The sequence below is a fragment of the Actinomyces sp. ph3 genome (genome assembly GCF_000308055.1).
In the GTDB taxonomy this organism is placed as follows: Bacteria; Actinomycetota; Actinomycetes; order Actinomycetales; family Actinomycetaceae; genus Pauljensenia.
The window spans coordinates 417309-437197 of the sequence record NZ_CAGY01000001.1; the positions used below are offsets into that span (position 1 = coordinate 417309).

Sequence of the window (19889 nt, forward strand, 5' to 3'; positions counted from 1 at the left end):
AAGATCACGATCCCTATTCTCGAGGCCGGGGTGAGCGTACGCGCTTCCCCGGCCTCGCGCCGTCTCTAGTCCGGTAGGTTTCTTATCCGCCGCGTTATATGCAGGATTTATCTTCCGTCGGCATGGTCACCCGTTCATTGCCAATGAACGTTTGCACATTTTGCTGAAAACTTGCATGTACACGCGATCCAAGTTGCACAATAGACCCCATGACTTCTACTTCGCCCGCTACACGGTCAAGCCAAAAGGATTTGGAGAAACTCATTGATGAGACTCCGGCATCCGGCCCCAAGCGTTCGATCGCCTTCCTTGCGGGGGTCGCAACCTTTGGTTCTCTTCTTTTCGGCTATGACACGGGCGTTATTGCTGGAGCCCTGCCCTACATGTATATGCCGCGCATTGCCGGCGGCCTCGGAATTAATGAATTCCAAGAGGGCCTGGTAGGGGCCTGCCTTGCCCTAGGCGCAGCAATCGGAGCAATCGCCGGCGGGCGCCTCTCCGACCGCTACGGAAGACGCCACAACATCTTGCTCCTTGCGGGCATTTTTGTTCTGGGAACTTTGGGCTGTACCTTTGCCCCAAATATCGCAGTACTCTATCTTTTCCGTTTCATCTTGGGCATTGCTGTTGGCGGCGCCTCCGCGACAGTCCCCGTGTACCTAGCCGAATCTGCGCCCACGCGCGTGCGCGGATCTCTGATCGCACTTGACCAGTTCATGATCGTCGCCGGACAATTGCTGGCCTACTCGATGAACGCGATCCTCTCTAGCGCGCACGGAGGCCCCCAGGTCTACGTCAGTGAAGACCCTTCGGGGACTCTCACTGCCGGACAGTGGTATTCCTGGGATCAGGTTCAAAACGTGAGCAGCGCGGTCATTACTGCCGGTGATGGGATGGCCTGGCGCTGGATGCTCGTTCTTGCAACGATCCCAGCAGTCTGCCTGTGGCTGGGTATGCGTCTCATGCCAGAGTCAGGGCGCTGGTACGCCTCGAAAGATCGCTATTACGAGGCCATTGGGGCGCTTAAGCGAATTCGCGATCCCAAGCTCGATAACCTCAGCGAGGAGATCGCGCAAATCGCCCAACTCCAGCAAAGAGAAGACGCACAGGGACACTGGTCACTTCGACGCACAGCATCGGTGGCCTGGACCCGGCGCCTGCTGTTGATCGGTGTTGGCCTCGCCTGTTTCGATCAGCTGACCGGTATTAATACCGCAATGTACTACCTCCCCAAGATCCTCGCTGCGGCAGGTTTCTCGGCCGCTGATTCGATTACCTTAAATGTCATTACGGGCGCGGTCGCGTGTGCGGGTGCAGGTTTCGGCCTCTATTTGGTGTCAAAGCTCGCGCGTCGTCACGTCGGTATTTACCAAGAAACAGGCGTGACTCTTTCGCTCTTCAGCCTGGCGATCATCTTCGGCGTGGGCATATCCCCTTACGTACAGGCTGATGGCAGCATTTCGGCTTCGATTCCCGCCTACCTTCCGTGGCTGGTTGTCGTCCTCGTTTCGCTTTTCGTCTTCGCCAAACAGTCAGGAACAGTCAACTGGGTTCTGGTATCAGAGATTTTCCCATCGAGGATTCGAGGCGTTGCTCAGGGTTTTGCGGTCGGCTGCGGATGGCTGATGAACGCAGTGGTGACCTGGGTCTTCCCCGTCATGATTACTCACCTGGGTGCGACATGGACCTACGCGATCTTCGGATTGATCAACGTGGTTTCCCTGTGTTTCTATCTCTTTATCGTCCCGGAGACCCGTGGAATCTCTTTGGAGACCTTCGAGAAGAACTTCAGCGAGAAGTACGGACTGTAAGGAGCGCGCGCTCATGGGTGTCATCAGCCCACTGCGCCGCCTCCCATAGGTCGCGTGTATGGAGGGGCTGGACATAGGTTTCCACCCATGTCTCCCCAAACTCCTCGTCGTACCAAGGGTCGTGAATCAAGAAGAAGTCTCCGACACGCCCCCAAATCAGCAGCCAGTGCGGGGTATCTTCACCATTAAGCGGGGCAAGGTCTACAAGGGCAATAACATGCTTACCTGCGTCCAAGGCTGAAGTGATGTCTTCTACCGACAGTTCCCTCACCTGGGAAGAAACTCCCAATTCGCGTGCACGAGTCATATGTTCGCTGTGAAGAGCGACCCGCGCCCGCTTGCCCAGCATCGTGGTTTTTGAAATCCCCACGATGGGTTCAGAAGTCGTTGCAAGAACTTCAACCTGTGCGCCGTGGTCCGCCAGTGCCGAGGCCAGGCCAAAGTGGCCGACTCCCCCCGAGTAGGTTGCCTGACGCCATAGATCCAGTTCATTGACGAAATCAGTGTGCGGATCTCCTTCGATTTCGCCAAGTGTCATAAGAGCACTTGCTGGACCGCAGGTAAAATCCGTCTTCTGGTGTTCGTAGGGAGGGACTAGCAAATTCGCACTTTCTCGTGCAAAATCAGGGTTCCATAGAAGCCAGCCACTATGGGAGTAATCTCGGTCATTTTCAATGGGATGGGGGTTCCCGTTGATCGTGACCTGCTCAAAACCAATCGAGCGGAGGACATCAACAAAAATCCCCTCATCCGCCCATGAGTCAGCTTTCATCAGCGGGAAGCGACGCGAGCGCATCTCATCACAGAGTCCCAATACAATCTCGCGCAGGCGACGGGTTTGTTCGGCTTCACCTACCACCTGAGCGTTATTGAGAAGAGTCCATCCTGCAATGCGCAGATGCGCAGAGAGTTCACGGTGGACTTCCCATACTCCCACCGACCCATTAGTCCACAAGGTCGCACGCATCTTGGGGCCAAGACGCGCCCAATCTTTCGCGCGCTCTTCAGGAACGCCTAAAGCGAGCAGACGCTTGTAGCTGTTGTCACCAGATTCAATCGGTATCTGCGAAATCGTCTCAGTCATCGTCGCTCCCTTGGCCAGGTACTGCGGCAAGCAAGACCCGGGTGTATTCCTGGGTTGGTGAATGAAGGATATCCTCGGTTGCACCCTCCTCAACGATGCGTCCATCCTTCATCACAACAAGGCGATCACACATCTGGCGCGCCACGGCAAGGTCGTGAGTGATAAAAAGCAATGCGAAGCCCTGCTGGTGTTGAAGTTGGAGCAAAAGCTCCAAAACAGAGGCCTGTACAGACACATCCAAGGCTGAGACCGCCTCGTCGCAAATCAAGAGCTGCGGTCGCGTCGCCAAAGCACGGGCGATGGCAACACGCTGCCGTTCCCCGCCAGAAAGGCGCGCGGGATAGCGCTTTGCGTAGGAGGCCGGAAGGCCCACAGACTCCAAGAGGCTCGACACCTCATTAGCTGAACGACCACCTACGCGCAGAGCCTCAGCAAGGGTAGCGCCGATAGTGCGTGCCGGATTGAGGGCAGAATACGGGTTTTGGAAAACGATCCCCATTGGGGGGCGTCCACCTTCAGAGGCACCGCGTAATTTCTCCCGTGGTGTGCCATTGACGTCGATACTTCCAGAATCTGGCTTTTCCAAACCGATAATCAGACGTGCAAGGGTGGTCTTCCCGGATCCGGATTCACCAACAATTCCAACGGATTCTTGGTGTGCGATAGAGAGCGAAACTCCATCGACTGCCACATGCTGATCCCTGCGGCTGCGTCCGCGGAAAATTTTGACTAAGTCCCGTGCATCAACCAAAGCAGGCGCAACATCATTCTTTTCCGAGGCAGTATCCGAAGAGGTGTCCGCTTGGGATTCTCCCGTGAAAGAACGGGGATTTGGACCATCCAGTCGAGGCTCGGCGGCTGCGAGCTGACGAGTGTAGTCGTTTTCGGGGTGAGTAAATACTTTCTCAACGCTTCCCGATTCGACAACCTTCCCGTGGCGCATCACAACCACTTCATCGCCGTATTCGCGTGCCAAAGCAAGATCGTGAGTGATCAGGATGAGGGCCATCGATCGGCTTTCACGCAGTTCACTCAGAAGATCAAGAATTTCCTTTTGAGTCGTCACATCCAAAGCAGTTGTCGGCTCATCCGCAATGAAAACTCCGGGTGAAGAATCTAGGGCTGCAGCGATCGCAACACGTTGGCGCATACCTCCCGAGAGTTCTTGGGGGTAAGCCTGAGCAACGCGTTCAGGAAGTCCGACTTCGCGAAGACGCTCACGAACACGTTCATCCCGCGCGTGCTTCGGCAAACGTGTGTCGGCAATAATCTGTGTGCTACAACGCTGGGTAGGAGACAGCGAGGTAAAAGGATCTTGCGGAAGCCAGACAATCCCTTTGCCCCGAAGTGCTTTAAAGGCACGCGCCTGACGGACGATATCAAACTCGCGTCCACCCAAGGTGACTTGCCCTTGGGCGCTCAAAGTATGGGGAGTGAGCGCACAAATGGTTCGTGCAAGCATGGATTTTCCGGCACCTGACTCACCCACGATAACTAGGGTGCGTCCGGCTTCTGCGTGAATCGAGACATCATCAACAAGGATCTGCCCGTCATCTCGGGTGACGCTAATATGCGAGGCAATAAGGCCCTGATTCTCACTCACGAGCGCACCTCCTGCCTTTCGCTCCACCAATCACCTGCGATATTGATTGCGGTTGCCGTAATGATGATGGCAAGGCCGGCGACAACACAGGCCGCAGGATTCTGGTTGAGAATAAAACGTCCATCGGCAAGCTGACGTCCCCAGTCTGCGTCTTGCGCACCGACACCAAATCCTAGGTATGACAGTCCAGAGAGCGACACAAGCGCAAAAGCAACGTTGACAAAGAGGTTTGCCCACACGATAGGAGTGATATTCGGCAGAATATGAACTCCGAGGATACGAGGCGAAGACAAGCCCAGAACCTGCGCAGATTCAATATAGGGCTGTGGCTTTTGTTGAAGAGTGGCGGCACGAATCATCCGGATATCGGAAGGCGCAAACAAAATGATCAGTACGCCGACCGTAACCCAATAGGAACCACCAATTACGCCTGCAACGACGATTGCCAACAGAGTCACCGGCATTGAGAGCAGGATTTCGCAAGAACGAGATACAAGGGCATCCCACCAGCCTCCCCACCAGCCGGCGGTCATTCCAAAAATCAGTCCCAAGATCATCGAACCGCCAGCAATCACCAGCGGACCGATGACAGCGGAGCGTGCACCCGCAATCGTCAATGCGAGAATGTCACGTCCGACTTTGTCGGTTCCAAAAATATGACCGGGAGTCCCCGCCGGGCTCACCCCTAAAGAAACATCTTGCCCCAGAGCATTGGGAACGATCAGTGGGGAGAAAAAGACGCATACTGCGACTGCGATCAAAATAATGAAGGAAAGAACGACGGAGCCCGGGACTGATCGCATTGCGCGGGCAAGGCCTCGTGCTGAGGAACGGAAACGTCCAGCGGGAACTTCGGCGTTGGCCTCGGCGCCCTGAGACGGTGCGCGATCGCTCATGCGACACCTCCCTCTTCAAGCTTTTGACGCGGATCAACAATGAAAGCTGCAAGGTCGACAATAAATGTCACCGCGATGATGATCACTGCTACCAAGAGCGCAATCGCCTGGACGACAGGCACATCCTTATACGTAATCGAATCGGCCAAAAGCTGACCCAGCCCGGGAAGAGAGAAGGCTTCTTCAACCAAAACCGTTGAGCCAAAAAGAGTCCCCAAGATCAGACCCGCGGAGGTAATGATCGGTAAGGAAGCCGCACGCAGGTACATGCGAGTGATACGCCGCGAAGGAAGACCCCTCGAGCGCGCGAAGGTCACATAATCCTGGCTGAGTTCCGCCACGACTGCGGCGCGAGTAATTCGAATAATCATTGCGCCGATGCCCGTGGCTAGTGCAATCGCCGGTAGAGCAAGATGCCACAAGGAATCCAGGAAATCCTCACCTGCTCCGAAAATCGGGAACCAGCCCAGCATGAGTCCGAAAACATAAAGCAGCACAAGGCCCAAGGCGAAACCCGGTGCAGAAATACCAACCACACTCCAGCCGATAATGGAGCGGTCCACCCAGCTCCCGGCACATCGAGCAGCCCAAATTCCCAGTGGTACACCGACGCAGATGGCCAAAACAAATGCCATCAGAGTCAGCATCGTGGTTAATCCAACGCGTGAGGCGAGGACGTCAGTAACGGGAGTTGCAGAGCGCACGGAGTTGCCAAAATCCCCCGTGAGCGCTCGAAGCAACCAATGCCAATAGCGCAAAAGTAGCGGCTCATCCAGCCCGTATTGGGCGGTAATAGCAGCACGCACCTCGGGGGTGAGGCGGCGAGTGCCAACCAGAATCTTCACCGGGTCTCCGGGAACCAAGTCCAGCAAAGAGAAGATGATGAAGGATAAGGCCAGCAACACCGCCGCGAACCCCGCGAGGCGTCGTGCGAAGAAATGTGCCATCACTTCGTGACGTTCAGGGACGCGGCCCAGGGGGTCATGAAGAAGTAGGACGTGTAGTTATTCGGTGTAACGGTCTTCGAGAATGCGGTCGAGGTCTTGCCCCACCAGATCGGCGAGTAGATCGTGTTTTCCTGAGCGATTTTTTCTGCTGCAACGATTTGCTCAACACGCTTGTACGGATCCGTCTCAGCCGTGGAAGAGGCGATGAGACCCTGAACCTGTTCGTTCTTGTAGCGTGCGGGGTTATCGGGTCCGAGCAACCAGCCTGCAACCTCTGCGGGATCACCGGTCGTTGAGGTGTAGCTCATGTAGTAGAGACCGTACTCACCAGTTCCCACCTTAGAGATCCATTCTTCGATGGGCTTGGAAGTTACCGTGACGTTGATGCCGATCTGCTTGAGGTTATCAGCGATTGCCAGCGCCGCAGAGCCCATCTCGGGGATCGATGCGGGGTAGGTCAGTTCCGTATCAAAACCGTTGGGAACCTTAGACTGTGCAAGCTCTGCACGTGCTTGGTCCATGCTGAAGGAATCGATGGGCAGATGTGCCTGAAGCTCACGCGCCTTATCGATGCCGATCTCGCTGCCCAGCTGGTCATTGGGTTCGATTGCAGTCGCAACCTCTCCTCGTCCCTTAAGGATAGATTCAACGATTGCCTTGCGGTCAACGGCATGAGCGACAGCCTTACGAACATGAATGTCGTCGAAAGGTGCCACGCCTTGATCAAAGGTCAGACCCACATAGGAACGGTCAGATTCGGTGAGAACCTTGACCCCATCGATGGATTCAAACTGAGAGACCTGATCGGTGGGAAGCTGCGTGGCGATATCGATCTGGCCGCTTCGCTGAGCCAAGAGTCGAGCATTCTCATCTGAGAAGAAATCAAACTCGATCTTCTGTGCAGGAGTATCGCCGCCCCACCAGGTACCGCTCTTTTCAAAAACGGCCTTCGAATCGGGCTGGAAAGAGGTCGCCTTGTAGGGGCCGGTACCCATGATGAGATCCTTGGAGGAACCATAGGACTGTGCGGCCTCGTAGAAGGACTTTTCGGTGATCCACAGGCCACCGTTTGCCGTCACGGTCCACCCGAAATTCTCAGCCGGAGAAGGAAGGGTAATGGTAATTTCCCACTCTCCGGTCTGCGCGGCCTCGATACCTGCCGTCCAGTACACGGCCGAAGAAGGCGACTTTTCGGGATTCTTAGCAATGTTGATCGAGAAGAGAATATCTTCAATGGTCACGGGGTTACCGTCTTGGAACTTCGCGTCCTGACGGATCTGGAATACCCAGGTTTTCGCATCATCCGTGTGGTAAGCCGTCGCAATTGCCGGAACCAGCCTGCCATCCTTATCGACAGCGAGCAGACCTTCAGAGGTCACCTGTGCAACGTAGTAGTTGATAATTCCGGTTTCGTGGGCGGTATCCAGGGTCGACAAAGAACCCGGGAGACCGACCGTAATTGTCCCTGCCTTGCTCGAGGATTGCGTCGAAGAGGCATTCTTCGGCGCACAGGCTGCCAGCGAGGTACACATAAGGACAGCGGCTGAGACAAGAGCGGCTGCTTTCATGGTGATGCGTGATGCTGGCATCCAATTCTCCTTTGTTCCTTTGGCGCGCACGGAAGTGCACAAACATAACGATATGGGTCAACAGCTCCCTTGGCGAGTTGTGCCACGTACTGGTCGTTTGTAACAGCAAATCTCACATTCACTGGGCAGGAGCCAATGCGCAGAAATTCCCCAAACGTGCTGGAATTATTCGCCAATATAGAGGCGAACGAGGCGTTCTAGCTCACGCGCGGTCGAGGCAACGTCTTCAATGGGCATATGTTCGTCGTGCGCATGAAGTTGCGAATAAACCTCGCCGAGCGTCGCCCCGGAAGCACATGATCCAAAACCGTAGCCCCCTCCCCCCTTGCGCCTGCCGACCCTGAGGTCTGACCCTCCCGGGAAGAGGATGGGGACCACGACTGCGCCGGGGTGCGCTTCACGAAGAACTTCTTCGATTGTTCGATAGAGTTTCGTCTCAATTGACGAGGCCGTGGCCCGCTCGCTCAACAGGCGCTCGATCGTCACGTGCTCAGCGAGCTCTCCCAAAGCCTCGGTGATCGCGCGATCAACATCGTCATCGCTTTGCCCGGGAAGGGTACGGATATCCAGTTCCAGCTCCCCGGAGGAAGGGAGAACGTTAATAGGACCACCAGCGCGGACAACCGTTTGTGCAACGGTCATATGCGAGACTGCGTGGGCATATGCCGCAAGGTCACCGAATTCACCATAGTCTCCGCGATAGGTACCGCTAATCAAAGATTCTTCAAGTTCTGAATCAAATTCAAATGCGCGGACAAATCCAGCCCAAATCTCGTCACTTGCCTGTGGCCACTGCGCCTGCGACAGGGCTCGCGAAACCTGAGCGAGCATTTCGACTGCACTTACGCGTCCCAAAGGAATCGAGCCGTGTCCAGCATCTCCGCGCACATGAAGGCGACGCTGAGCAGCCCCCTTCTCGCCGACAATGACAACAACACTGTCTCCGCCGCGAGCGCCGCGAATATGAGCGCCTCCCATCTCAGAGAGCTGGGCTTCCCAGGGGAAAGCATCCGCGCGGTGTTCACCAATCCACGGAACCCCGAGTCCGCCTCGTGCCTCTTCGTCCGCAGCGGCAACGAAGGTCAGGGTTCCCGCGGGGCGAGCCCCACCTCGGGAAACTTCTTCGGCAAGGCGTCGGGTGACAACTGCCATCGCAGCGGTCAAGTGAAGCATATCGACGCTTCCTCGTCCCCAAATACTTCCCTCACTGATCTCACCTGCAAAGGGCGGATGGGTCCAGTGCTTCTCATCAACGGGGACAACATCGGTGTGTCCAAGGAAAGTCAGGGGCTGCGCTGAAGGATCGGTGCCGTGCAAGGTAACAACCAAAGTTGTACGCCCGGGGTGAGGTTCGATGCGTTCAAGACTTACGGGAAGGCCGGCAAAGTAGTCTTCAAAAAGATTGGCAGCCTTGATTTCCTGTCCCGAATCTGGGGTGAGGTCATTGACGGAACCAAGTGCGATGAGGCGTTGGAGGAGATCGATAGTTTCCTCACCGATGTCGTGGTGCGCGGGCGTATTCATCGATTCTCCTTGTCATAAGGTCATTTCTCTTGCTTTAAGACTACTCAGCATGACTACTGGCGCATTTGCAGATCACGAAGAGAGCGGATGCTACAGCAGCAAGGAGTCGGCGCCCCCGGTGTGCGCACTGGACCGATATGGCCGAGAAAAGTAGGCTTGGACGGTAATAAGTCCACGACTCGGATGGAGAATACGTATGAGCGCTCAGCGCCAGGCCGAACCAACCTCGCTGCCCGCACCCCAGGTGCCGGACAAGGTCGCCACTGAAGGCCTCGAAGCACAGTGGAACCAGCGTTGGGAAGATCAGGGAACTTACCGTTTTGATCGAAGCCGCCCCCGCCAAGAGGTCTACTCGATCGACACTCCCCCGCCCACGGTTTCGGGTTCGCTTCACGTCGGCCACGTGTTCTCGTACACGCACACCGATGTCGTCGCACGTTTCCAGCGAATGCAGGGTAAGTCGGTCTTTTACCCTATGGGCTGGGACGACAATGGCCTGCCCACCGAGCGCCGCGTGCAGAACTACTTCGGGGTTCGCGTCGATGCGACCCTCCCCTATGATCCAAACTTTGAGCCCCCTCATGTTGGAGGCGAAGGCAAGTCCATCAAGGCTCGAGATCAGGTGCCGATCTCGCGTCGTAATTTCGTGGAACTGTGCGAGCGCCTGACCGTTGAAGATGAGAAGCACTTCGAAGATCTGTGGCGCCACCTGGGTCTGTCGGTTGACTGGACTCAGAACTACCAGACCATCGGTACTCGTGCCCGCAAGGTCGCCCAGGCTGCATTCCTGCGCAATCTCGAGCGCGGCGAGGCCTACCAGGCCGAGGCTCCTGGCCTGTGGGACGTCACCTTCCAGACCGCAGTTGCTCAGGCCGAGCTTGAGAGCCGCGAATACCCGGGCTTCTACCACCGCCTCGCCTTCCACATCACCGACCCCGCGCGCGCTGCCGAGGCCGCTGCAGCCGGTGCGCCAGTTGAGAACGGTGTTGATGTCTGCATTGAGACGACTCGTCCCGAACTCCTTCCCGCGTGCGTAGCTTTGATCGCTCACCCCGACGACGAGCGCTACAAGCCTCTGTTTGGCACCACAGTCGCCTCCCCCGTTTTCGGTGTTGAGGTCCCTGTTCTTCCTCACCCCGAGGCGGAGATGGACAAGGGTGCCGGTATTGCCATGTGCTGTACTTTCGGTGACACGACCGATATCGATTGGTGGCGCGACCTGAATCTTCCGCTGCGCACAGTTTTGCGCAAGGACGGCCGCCTGCAGACCGAAACCCCCGAGTGGATTACCACCGATGAGGGTCGCGAGGCCTTCGCTGAGCTTGCGGGGAAGACGACCTTCTCTGCTCGCGAGGCCCTGGTGGCGCGCCTCGAGGCCAGCGGCGAGATGCGCGGCGAACCTCAGAAGACGATGCGCCAGACGAACTTCTTCGAAAAGGGCGACAAGCCCCTGGAGATCGTCACTTCGCGTCAGTGGTACATCCGCAATGGTGGCAAGCCGTGGGTCAATCCTGCAACTGGCAAGGACCTGAACGAGGAACTCATCGAGCGCGGTAAGGAACTGGAGTTCCACCCTGATTTCATGCGCGTGCGCTACGAGAACTGGGTGCGCGGCCTTAACAACGACTGGCTGGTTTCCCGTCAGCGTTTCTTCGGCGTCCCCTTCCCCCTGTGGTACCGCGTTGATGACAATGGCGAAGTCGATTACACACAGATCATCACTCCCAGTGAAGATCAGCTTCCTGTCGATCCTTCGTCGGATACTGCTCCGGGTTACACCGAGGATCAGCGCGGAGTTGCCGGCGGTTTCGTGGGCGAACTCGACATCATGGATACCTGGGCGACTTCGTCTCTCTCCCCGCAGATTGCCTGCGGTTGGCTTGAGGATGAGGACCTGTTCTCTCGTACCTACCCGATGGACTTGCGTCCGCAGGGTCAGGACATCATCCGCACCTGGCTGTTCTCAACGGTTGTCCGCGCCGATCTGGAATTTGGTGCACTCCCCTGGGCACACGCTGGTCTTTCCGGATGGATCTTGGATTCGGATCACAAGAAGATGTCGAAGTCTAAGGGCAATGTTGTGACCCCCATGGGCTTGCTCGAGAAGTTCGGCTCGGACGCTGTGCGTTACTGGGCGGCTTCAGCTCGACTGGGCTTGGATGCTGCTTTTGATGAATCGCAGATGAAGATTGGCCGCCGCCTGGCCATCAAGGTACTCAACGCTTCGAAGTTCGCACTCACAATGGGCGGGGACGCAGATCTGGATCTGGACATCACGCATGTCGTCCAGCCCCTGGATCGCTCAATGCTCGCGGCTTTGCGCGAGGTTGTCTCTTCTGCGACCACAGCTCTGGAAAATTACGAGCATGCTCGTGCACTGGAAGTCACCGAGTCCTTCTTCTGGACTTTCTGTGACGACTACTTGGAGCTGGTCAAGGAACGCGCCTACAACCGCGAGGGCAAGTGGAGCGATCAGGCTTCTGCTTCTGCCCGCGCAGCGCTGGCGATTGCCATCGATACCTTCGTTCGCTTGCTTGCTCCCTACCTGCCCTTCGTTACCGAAGAGGTGTGGAGCTGGTATCGCGAAGGTAGCGTCCACCAGGCTGCATGGCCGACTGCTTCCGACCTCGAGGTCACTCCGGATGGAACCGTTGAAGGCGCTATCGAAGATGCTTCCAGCGTGTTGTTGGGTGTTGCCTCTGAGGCACTGGTGGTCCTGCGCCGCGTGAAGTCCGAAGCAAAGGTTTCCCCCAGGACCCCATTCCTCGAAGTGACGGTGTCTGCTCCTGAGCAGACCATTCCCCTGCTTGAGGATGTTCTGGAAGACCTTGCGGCAGCAACGAAGATTCAGGGACCTGCTCATTTCGAGGCCTCGGCAGACTCTAGCGAAGATGAAGGTACCATCCGTGTTGCTTCCTTCGAGTTGGGCGAAGCCCCGGCTAAGAAGAAGGACTAAGTCCTAGGTATAAGGGTGTGGGCCCGGCGACTGCCGGGCCCACACCCTTATTTTCAGAGGGAGGGGAAGCGTTCAATTCCCCGCGCGTTTTGTATATCCCAACGGATAAGAGTTGCTACGCTCCGAGTCCTCATTACACACGTAAATGGACAATCCCTAACGAAGGCCGTAACGGTCTTCTTGCCTCATTCGAAGTACCTGCTGTTTTCCAAGGCCATTAAGCGCAACATAGTCACCTGAGCCTGCGGTGAAACCTCGAGCAACACCCCAGTCCCAGATACGTGAACACTGGATCACCGCCTGGCGTTCAAGTTCATGAGTATTTGGGCCCGTGAAGCTAATCCCCAAAGGAATCTGTTTCCCCGCATCACTGATCAGCGTGACGCTGAGCGTCTGCACCTGTCGCGAACTAGCGGACAGACGACTAGCAGTTCGAGAATCATGTACGAAGAAACTGGTTCGAGAAGTCGGCCAAGGAAAGTGCTTCGTACTTAAAAAGCCACCGATTTCAAAACCATCACGGCTGATGAAGTTCTTCCGAGGTAGAAAATGGATACCTACGAAGGCAAATACGACAGTTGCGACAGTTGCCACGGTAAGAAGAAGCGATGACTCGCCTCGGAAAGCAGAGGTGACAAAAGCTGAAAACATCAAGACCGAGAATGCAAAAAACAATCCGGCCCACGCCCTAGAACCTTTATTGATGACGATACGGTCAACTGTCGTTGGGATCGGGCAATCATCTTTACAGTCGATATAGTAATCGGCGCCTTTAATGCGATACTTCATAGATTCAGATTTCGTTGGCACAACCTGACCAACAATTGATGGGAGGGTTTCTGTCGTGTACGAGACGCTCACACTATTTCCTATATTTTCCTTTTCTGGTGTCAGTTCAACATCCACATGCTATATGGCTGTTTTTCTAACTTGTTGCAACCACAACGACAACCATAGCAACCTAAATTAGCCTTCAATTCGCGTATTTCAGCAGGTCAAAGCATCTTTGCTAGAAGAAAATTTCCACGCCAGATGTGAGACATCAGACGATAATCTGACGTTTAAACAACAGCATCGCAAGCAGATACAGATTCCAATCACCACACTCTTAGCCCCCCATAACAGTGAAAAGAACAGGATGAGCGATCGGCCACAGCCCCTAACAATTTTCTTGAACTATGCGCCAAAAAACCGGTACAGTTGACAGGTATATTGACAGCAGAACGCACTAAAGGAATCATCGATGGCATTCTTGTCCTTCACACGGCAGCATCGCCGCCGCAGAGTCATTTTTACTGCGCTATTAAGTGCAGCAATTGCATGTGGTTTCCTCGGTGTTTCGTCTACCCGACTTCGCGCACAAGCTGACAGCTACGGCAGCGATCTCATCCTTTTAAAGGATGCCGCCCATGTTCAGATGTCGGGCGCACAACCTGCCTATGGAAGTAACGGTCTTCCTATTGCCCTCGATTCCACTGCAGACGCCCCGATCAGCGACTTCAACGTTGGCGACTATGTTCTCTATCGCGTCAATATTCTCAACCGCGGCCAAGGAACGCTGGCTCACTTCAAGGTTCAGGATCAGCTTCCCGAAGGTATTACCTACCAGAATTCCTGGGTCAGCCGCTGCCAAATGATGTTAGTTGCGCCTATAGACCACCTGTGGGTTCGCGAAGATGGAACACCCGCTTCCCCTGCAGAACAAAGCGTCACTTTCCCCTGTACGGGTGGCGGGATTACCAGCAAGGAATCCTTTGATCACTGCACAGGAGAATGGTCGAGCGATAACGGACTCGACTACATGGGCTACTCCACGCTGCATATTCTGGGGCGCGTGAATAAGAAGGCCGCTGGAACGACAGTGTCCAATACTGCGACAATTGGCGATCTTTCCGATCCGAATGCGCAGACGCCAGTTAAGTCTTGGACTGCCAACATTACGGTCGCGCCCTTGGCTGCTGATGCTCAGGTTGAACCGATCATCGATCCATCCCCCTGCGCACCTGAACCGACTCCGTCGCCTTCAACAACCTCACCTTCTCCTTCGGCGAGTACAACGCAGCCTTCTCCCTCGACAAGCTCAACCACTCCTTCTCCCTCGGCAACGACCGAGACAACTTCACCTATTTCCCCTGCTCCTAAGCCATCACAATCACACAAGCCATTGCTTGCACGTACCGGTGTGCCTTTGGCTCTCATTGGGGGAGCAACACTCATGACCGCAGCTTCGGGATTTGTTTTTGCCTCACGCAGGCGAAAGTTCGACTGATTCCGCTCGCCAAGGAAAAGGACCTCTATGTCACACCTGACGGCACGTCGCGCAAAGCGCCGCCGCACACTTCTTGCCACCTTCGTAAGCGCAAGCGTTGCACTGGGAATCGTGGGCGCTTCGGCCTCACATCATCAAGCAGATGCCGCTCCTAACGATGGTGCTGATCTCATCGTCATGAAGGATGCTGCGCACGTCAAGATGGAGAACGGAAAACCAGTCTTTGATGCAAACGGTCTTCCCGTTGCTTTGGATTCGACTGCGGATGGTCCGATCGGTGAATTCAACGTGGGCGACTACGTTGTCTATCGCATCAACGTTTTGAACCGTGGTCGAGGCGTTGTCAATAACATTAATGTTTTCGACAGCCTTCCCAAGCAGATTACCTACCAGAACTCGTGGACACGAAGGTGCACGACGGACTTCTACACCGTCGCACCGACTGACCACCTGTGGGTGCGCTACGGGCAAAGCTTCGATCCAAATCCGGATTATTCTGGCGAGTTGAAGTTCCCCTGTGAAAGCTCCAATACCTTTGGTTCCTACAATTACTGCGGTGCAATGTGGAACACTGGGACGGGTGAACTTGCCTACCTCGACTACGGTACGCTCTACGTTCTGGGCCGTGTGAACGAAAAGGGTGCAGGAGAAGAGATTTCGAACAACGCGATCATCTCCAACTTCAAGTCTGAGAACGGAAAGTCTTCGGTCGACATGTGGACCGCAAACATCACAGTTGCCCCTAAGGCTGCAAACGCTCAGTACGAGCCGATCGTCGAGACCGAGGTCTGCGAGACTCCCACTCCTTCACCGACGCCCTCGACGACTACGCCGACGCCGTCTCCGAGCACCTCGACGACGACACCTTCGCCTAGCCCGTCGACCACTTCGACGACGCCATCCCCGAGCGCCAGCACGACCACGCCAACTCCCAGCACCTCTTCTCCTACTCCGAAGACACCGCTGGCACGTACAGGCGCTCCTTTGGCACTCTTTGCGGGAGCAGCACTGCTTACCGGCTCTGCAGGTGTTTACGCGTCGCGTAAGCGCAAGCTCGGCTAACGCTCTCCTACATCACACTGAGGTCTACGCATGAAGCGTAGACCTCAGTGTTTGTCTGCTAGGCGCGAGCGATATGGAGACACAAAAGACCCGGTCTCTGATGAGACCGGGTCGTCAGTAGCGGGGACAGGATTTGAACCTGCGACCTCCGGGTTATGAGCCCGGCGAGCTACCGAACTGCTCCACCCCGCGTCGGTACCTATAAAAGGTACCCTCTATTAGCCAAATGACACAAATCGAGCAGGGGTGAGATGAGTCATGCGCTCTTTCCTACAGACACTTCAAAACTGGATGGAACTGAGGGTGCCACCACCTAATATGCGGGCATGACTTCTTCGAGCTTCTTCACAATCGTTTTATGCCTCTTACTGTGCAGCGCATCGTGGGTACTCGGTAAAAGAATGGGACAGACACAGACGCGCCTCGACCTATCTGAAAAGCTCGTTAGCGCACAGACACAGGTAACAGAATTACGCGCCCGACTCGATGAACAACGCGATATCCAATCCCACCTCACTGATTCACAAAACCAAGCATTCCAACATGAGTCCATCAATCATCAACGCCTGATGCAAAGCCTTATGCCCATCAACGAAGGAATGAGGCTCCTGCAGACTTCGGTGACCTCACTTGAACGCCAACATGCGGCACAACTAGCAGCACTGGGGCAACAGCTTCAATTGACCCGCATTTCAGAAGAGCGTCTCCGTCAATCCGCTGATGAGCTATCTCGAACTTTATCGCACTCACCTCTGCGCGGTACGTGGGGTGAAGCTCAATTACGTTCCTTAGTTGAATCTGCAGGGCTACTTGAGCACGTGCACTTCAACACCCAGGTCTCGCTCGCCCAGCGCACTAAACGCCCAGATATGTTAATCCTTCTGCCAGAAGACAAATGCATCCCCATTGACTCAAAGGTCCCCCTTAGCGCTTTCCTCGATGCACAGGGCCGGGAAGAAGAACAGGACAAGAGCGATTCGGATTCTTCAGCAAAGCCCACGGAGTCTTACGAAGAACTCATGCTCACCCATGCCCAGTCCCTTCGCAGACACGTGACCGAACTGGCCAAAAAAGAATATTGGAAGGAACTCCCCTACTCTGCCGACTACGTCATTGCGTTCATACCCGCAGAGTCAATCCTGTCCGCCGCACTACGCTACGATCCATCTCTCATGCATGATGCACTTGAAATGAATGTCGTCCTTGCATCCCCCACCTCAATGTGGGCAATTCTTCGAACGGTATCTTTCACATGGCGTCAGGAAAACTTGTCCTCACAAGCCAATGAGATTATCCAACTTTCTCAAGAACTCTACGAACGCCTTCAAACACTAGGAAAACATGCGACAAAAGTGAGCAGTGCGCTCAATAACGCCTCTCAGTCGTGGAATTCCTTCCTAGCGTCCTTCGAGTCTCGCGCTCTGGTCAGCGCACGGAAATTATCGGGATTGAGTACTGAATCCAGACCGCTCGATACAGTCAAAGTAGAAGCACGCTCTTTGGACGATGATCTATTCGAGAGAAGCCAAGCGGGGAAAAGCCCTGAGAAGCCTAGTCGCCTAGATCCGACGGAAAACTTGGATACGCCAACGGAGGGCATCTCCTGAAGGACCGCGCCACTGGGCATCGCTGGCCTCGGTATCTAATTTCCAGGTGGAAGGATCGATCTCAGGGGCGTACACGCCACTGGTACAAGAGCCAACACGCGCCTGCGCTTCTTCCTTCAACTCGAGCACAGAAACAACAAGCTCATCAACAACATCCATAGCCAGGCTATAGATCTGCGCACCACCTGTCACCCACACGCGTTCGCTTCCACGCAAGGCAGCATCTTTTTGCCCGCACAGTAAGGCCTCGTCAATCGAATGGACGACTTCAGCGCCGTCAATAACCAAGCTAGGGTCGCGAGTCACAACAATCGACGTCCGTCCTGGAAGAGGGCGACCCAAAGCATCCCACGATGAACGCCCCATTATGATCGGGCTATTCATAGTCGCTGATTTAAAGTGAGCAAAGTCGTCGGGAACCCGCCAGAGTAAGTCTTTACCGGAGCCTAAAAAACCATCTTCTGCCTGGGCCCAAATCGAAGCAACGGGGACTTTTCCCCCTGTTACCGTCTCCATAAAAGGATTCGATGCGAAGGATGTTGCCTCCACGACACTCACACGGCCACCTGCGCCTTGATCGTCGGATGATGCTCATAACCGACGATCTCGACATCATCAAAGCCGTAAGAGAACATCGAATCAGCCTTACGGAGCTTCAAAGTTGGGAAGGGGTAGGGTTCACGCGAGAGTTGCTCAGTAACCTGCTCCACGTGGTTGGAATAGATGTGACAGTCGCCGCCAGTCCAGATAAAGTCTCCCACCTCAAGGCCAGCTTGTTGGGCAAACATATGAGTGAGCAGCGAGTAGGAGGCGATATTGAAAGGAACGCCAAGGAACATATCTGCACTGCGCTGGTAGAGCTGAAGCGAGAGACGGCCATCAGCAACATACAGCTGGAAGAATGCGTGACACGGTTCCAGAGCCATCTTCGGCAAGTCTCCGACATTCCACGCAGACACAATCATTCGGCGAGAGTCAGGATTGGTCTTCAAAGTCTCCAAAACTTGGGAAATCTGGTCGATTTCACGCCCATCACCAGCATTCCAGCGCCGCCACTGGACACCATAAACCGGCCCGAGATCACCATTTTCATCGGCCCATTCGTTCCAAATCCGCACGCCGTTTTCTTGAAGCCAGCGAACATTGGAATCACCACTCAAGAACCACAAAAGCTCGCCGATGATCGACTTCATGTGGACACGCTTGGTCGTGATCAGTGGGAATCCCTTTGAAAGGTCATAACGCAGCTGGGCACCAAAAAGCGAACGAGTACCCGTGCCGGTGCGATCAGACTTTTCGGTTCCCTCGCGCATGATCTTCGCCAGCAGATCCTCGTACTGTCGATCAATCTGGTTCACTGCTGTTCCTTTCCAACTGTCCCAAAGGTCACTCTTTTCGTCGGTACCTACAAGCCTAGTGGTAGGCACCGACGAAAAGCCGACCGACTCTCAGAATTAGCGAACCCGCTCCGAAGCAATGTGCAGAGTGTGCGGGACCGGGTGAGAAATCGTATGTGCGATAGTGCAGCGACGCTCGATTGCGGCCTCGGCACGTCGAAGAAGCGAAGCAGTTTCTTCCTCACTGAGCGCTGAGAGATCCTGAAGGAGCTCGATTTCCATCGAAGTGAAGCGGTCTTCGGCCTCGTCGTACTCGGCTGAAACTCCGGCAATCTGAGCAAAATCGTCACCCAGAACCGCAGCAAAACGCGCATCAGAGGACATCGCATTACATCCTGCGAGCGCGAGCTTGAGAAGATCCCCGGGGCTAAAGCGTCCCGGACCATCCCCTACCAAGACCTCAGCGCCTCGGGCATTACGCGCAACGTACTGACGGACCCCGGTACGTTCTAGGTACAAGGGGTTTGAGGGGCCCGAGGTCGCTGGCACAGATTGAGTAGTTTCTTCGATTTCTTCTGCCATGATCTGTCCTTCGTGTTGTTGTTGTTCCAGTGCAACCAATAATCACAAATATTTATTCCACAGCTACTGTGCAATTGGGTACTCGCCCGCATGAGCGATCAGCCAGTTATTCACGATGCGTCGATCCCGCTCAAAAGCCTGAGCAAGACGCTCAGAAACGGTGTTTTCAACGCTTCGCCCAATAAGCGGAATAAGCACATGGTAGTCGCCATCCACATGCCACTGACATTGATTCACATCCCCACTGACAGCTGTCACGGTCTGGGTAAATTCAGCAGAAACCGGTAGTCCTTTAACGGCAAGTGTGCACTTTGCTCGAAACTCACCCGGTGCTACCTGAGTCCATACTTCGTCGTATTCAACACGTGCCTTATCGGCGACAAGACTTCGCACCTTCGCAGGGACCACCTCGGGGTTGACGCAGCCCCACGCGCTCACGGCCCGTTGCTGAGGATTCTCAATGATCGGGTCCTTCAAAAGAGGCCCGATTCTTTCAGTGACAAAGCCTGGAGTTGTACTGATTTCGACGAATGCCTCAGGTGAGCATTGATACTGTGCATCCCCATTGAACTGCATGCCGATCCTATCTTCGAGTTTCTTGAAGTTCACCTAAGAAGAAGGC

At 55.1% G+C, this 19889-nt stretch carries 16 protein-coding genes and 1 tRNA gene; 5 read left to right on the top strand and 12 right to left on the bottom strand.

The genetic code is table 11. The annotated features are described in order from the left end of the window. The first annotated feature begins 209 nt into the window (after positions 1-209). Entirely contained in the window at positions 210-1811 is a 1602-nt protein-coding gene (locus tag HGAS_RS01890; RefSeq protein WP_026066571.1) for an MFS transporter, read from the top strand. Here the strand turns inward: HGAS_RS01890 and HGAS_RS01895 are convergent. The 6 genes from HGAS_RS01895 to HGAS_RS01920 all read right to left on the bottom strand — a co-directional run bounded on the left by HGAS_RS01895 (position 1789) and on the right by HGAS_RS01920 (position 9454). Then, a complete protein-coding gene (locus HGAS_RS01895; RefSeq protein WP_019126242.1) occupies positions 1789-2895 on the bottom strand; it encodes a peptidase C39 family protein in 1107 nt (368 codons plus the stop codon). The genes HGAS_RS01890 and HGAS_RS01895 overlap by 23 nt on opposite strands. Further along, a complete protein-coding gene (locus tag HGAS_RS01900) occupies positions 2888-4498 on the bottom strand; it encodes a dipeptide ABC transporter ATP-binding protein (RefSeq protein ID WP_019126243.1) in 1611 nt (536 codons plus the stop codon). Before HGAS_RS01900 ends, HGAS_RS01895 begins: the two co-directional genes overlap by 8 nt. Then, positions 4495-5394, bottom strand: coding sequence for an ABC transporter permease (locus HGAS_RS01905; RefSeq protein WP_019126244.1), 900 nt, complete (start codon positions 5392-5394; stop codon positions 4495-4497). Before HGAS_RS01905 ends, HGAS_RS01900 begins: the two co-directional genes overlap by 4 nt. Beyond that, positions 5391-6341: an ABC transporter permease gene (locus HGAS_RS01910; protein ID WP_019126245.1), complete on the bottom strand. Its 951-nt coding sequence runs from the start codon at positions 6339-6341 to the stop codon at positions 5391-5393. The genes HGAS_RS01905 and HGAS_RS01910 overlap by 4 nt, the downstream gene beginning before the upstream one ends. Beyond that, positions 6341-7930 carry an ABC transporter substrate-binding protein gene (locus tag HGAS_RS01915; RefSeq protein WP_019126246.1) on the bottom strand — a complete coding sequence of 530 codons (1590 nt, stop codon included), beginning with the start codon at positions 7928-7930 and terminating at the stop codon, positions 6341-6343. The genes HGAS_RS01910 and HGAS_RS01915 overlap by 1 nt, the downstream gene beginning before the upstream one ends. A gap of 165 nt (positions 7931-8095) precedes the next feature. After that, positions 8096-9454, bottom strand: a complete 1359-nt coding sequence (locus HGAS_RS01920) for a M20/M25/M40 family metallo-hydrolase (protein WP_019126247.1) — start codon at positions 9452-9454, stop codon at positions 8096-8098. Positions 9455-9650: 196 nt separating this feature from the next. On the opposite strand from HGAS_RS01920, the gene valS reads away from it, so the two are divergent. Continuing rightward, positions 9651-12410: a valine--tRNA ligase gene (valS, locus tag HGAS_RS01925; RefSeq protein WP_019126248.1), complete on the top strand. Its 2760-nt coding sequence runs from the start codon at positions 9651-9653 to the stop codon at positions 12408-12410. Positions 12411-12566: 156 nt separating this feature from the next. Here the strand turns inward: valS and HGAS_RS01930 are convergent, their stop codons facing one another. After that, positions 12567-13271, bottom strand: a complete 705-nt coding sequence (locus tag HGAS_RS01930; RefSeq protein ID WP_019126249.1) for a hypothetical protein — start codon at positions 13269-13271, stop codon at positions 12567-12569. 382 nt (positions 13272-13653) lie between these two features. Here HGAS_RS01930 and HGAS_RS01935 point away from each other — a divergent pair, with 382 nt between their 5' ends. After that, positions 13654-14679, top strand: a complete 1026-nt coding sequence (locus HGAS_RS01935) for a DUF11 domain-containing protein (protein ID WP_019126250.1) — start codon at positions 13654-13656, stop codon at positions 14677-14679. Between the two features lie 27 nt (positions 14680-14706). Then, positions 14707-15741 (top strand): hypothetical protein, encoded by a 1035-nt coding sequence (locus HGAS_RS01940; protein ID WP_019126251.1) that lies wholly within the window; start codon positions 14707-14709, stop codon positions 15739-15741. 118 nt (positions 15742-15859) lie between these two features. Here HGAS_RS01940 and HGAS_RS01945 read toward each other — a convergent pair. Beyond that, a tRNA-Met gene (locus HGAS_RS01945) sits at positions 15860-15933 on the bottom strand. A gap of 209 nt (positions 15934-16142) precedes the next feature. Here HGAS_RS01945 and HGAS_RS01950 point away from each other — a divergent pair. After that, positions 16143-17348, top strand: coding sequence for a DNA recombination protein RmuC (locus HGAS_RS01950; RefSeq protein ID WP_034233706.1), 1206 nt, complete (start codon positions 16143-16145; stop codon positions 17346-17348). Here the strand turns inward: HGAS_RS01950 and HGAS_RS01955 are convergent. The 4 genes from HGAS_RS01955 to HGAS_RS01970 all read right to left on the bottom strand — a co-directional run bounded on the left by HGAS_RS01955 (position 17301) and on the right by HGAS_RS01970 (position 19876). Then, positions 17301-17864: a dihydrofolate reductase gene (locus tag HGAS_RS01955; protein WP_034233708.1), complete on the bottom strand. Its 564-nt coding sequence runs from the start codon at positions 17862-17864 to the stop codon at positions 17301-17303. The two genes, HGAS_RS01950 and HGAS_RS01955, sit on opposite strands and share 48 nt — an antisense overlap. Positions 17865-17902: 38 nt before the next feature. Beyond that, a complete protein-coding gene (locus HGAS_RS01960) occupies positions 17903-18706 on the bottom strand; it encodes a thymidylate synthase (RefSeq protein WP_019126254.1) in 804 nt (267 codons plus the stop codon). A gap of 96 nt (positions 18707-18802) precedes the next feature. Beyond that, positions 18803-19267 (bottom strand): OsmC family protein, encoded by a 465-nt coding sequence (locus tag HGAS_RS01965; RefSeq protein ID WP_019126255.1) that lies wholly within the window; start codon positions 19265-19267, stop codon positions 18803-18805. Between the two features lie 63 nt (positions 19268-19330). Further along, complete coding sequence (locus HGAS_RS01970) at positions 19331-19876, bottom strand: DUF2505 domain-containing protein (RefSeq protein ID WP_233993666.1); 546 nt, start codon at positions 19874-19876, stop codon at positions 19331-19333. Positions 19877-19889 lie beyond the last annotated feature (13 nt).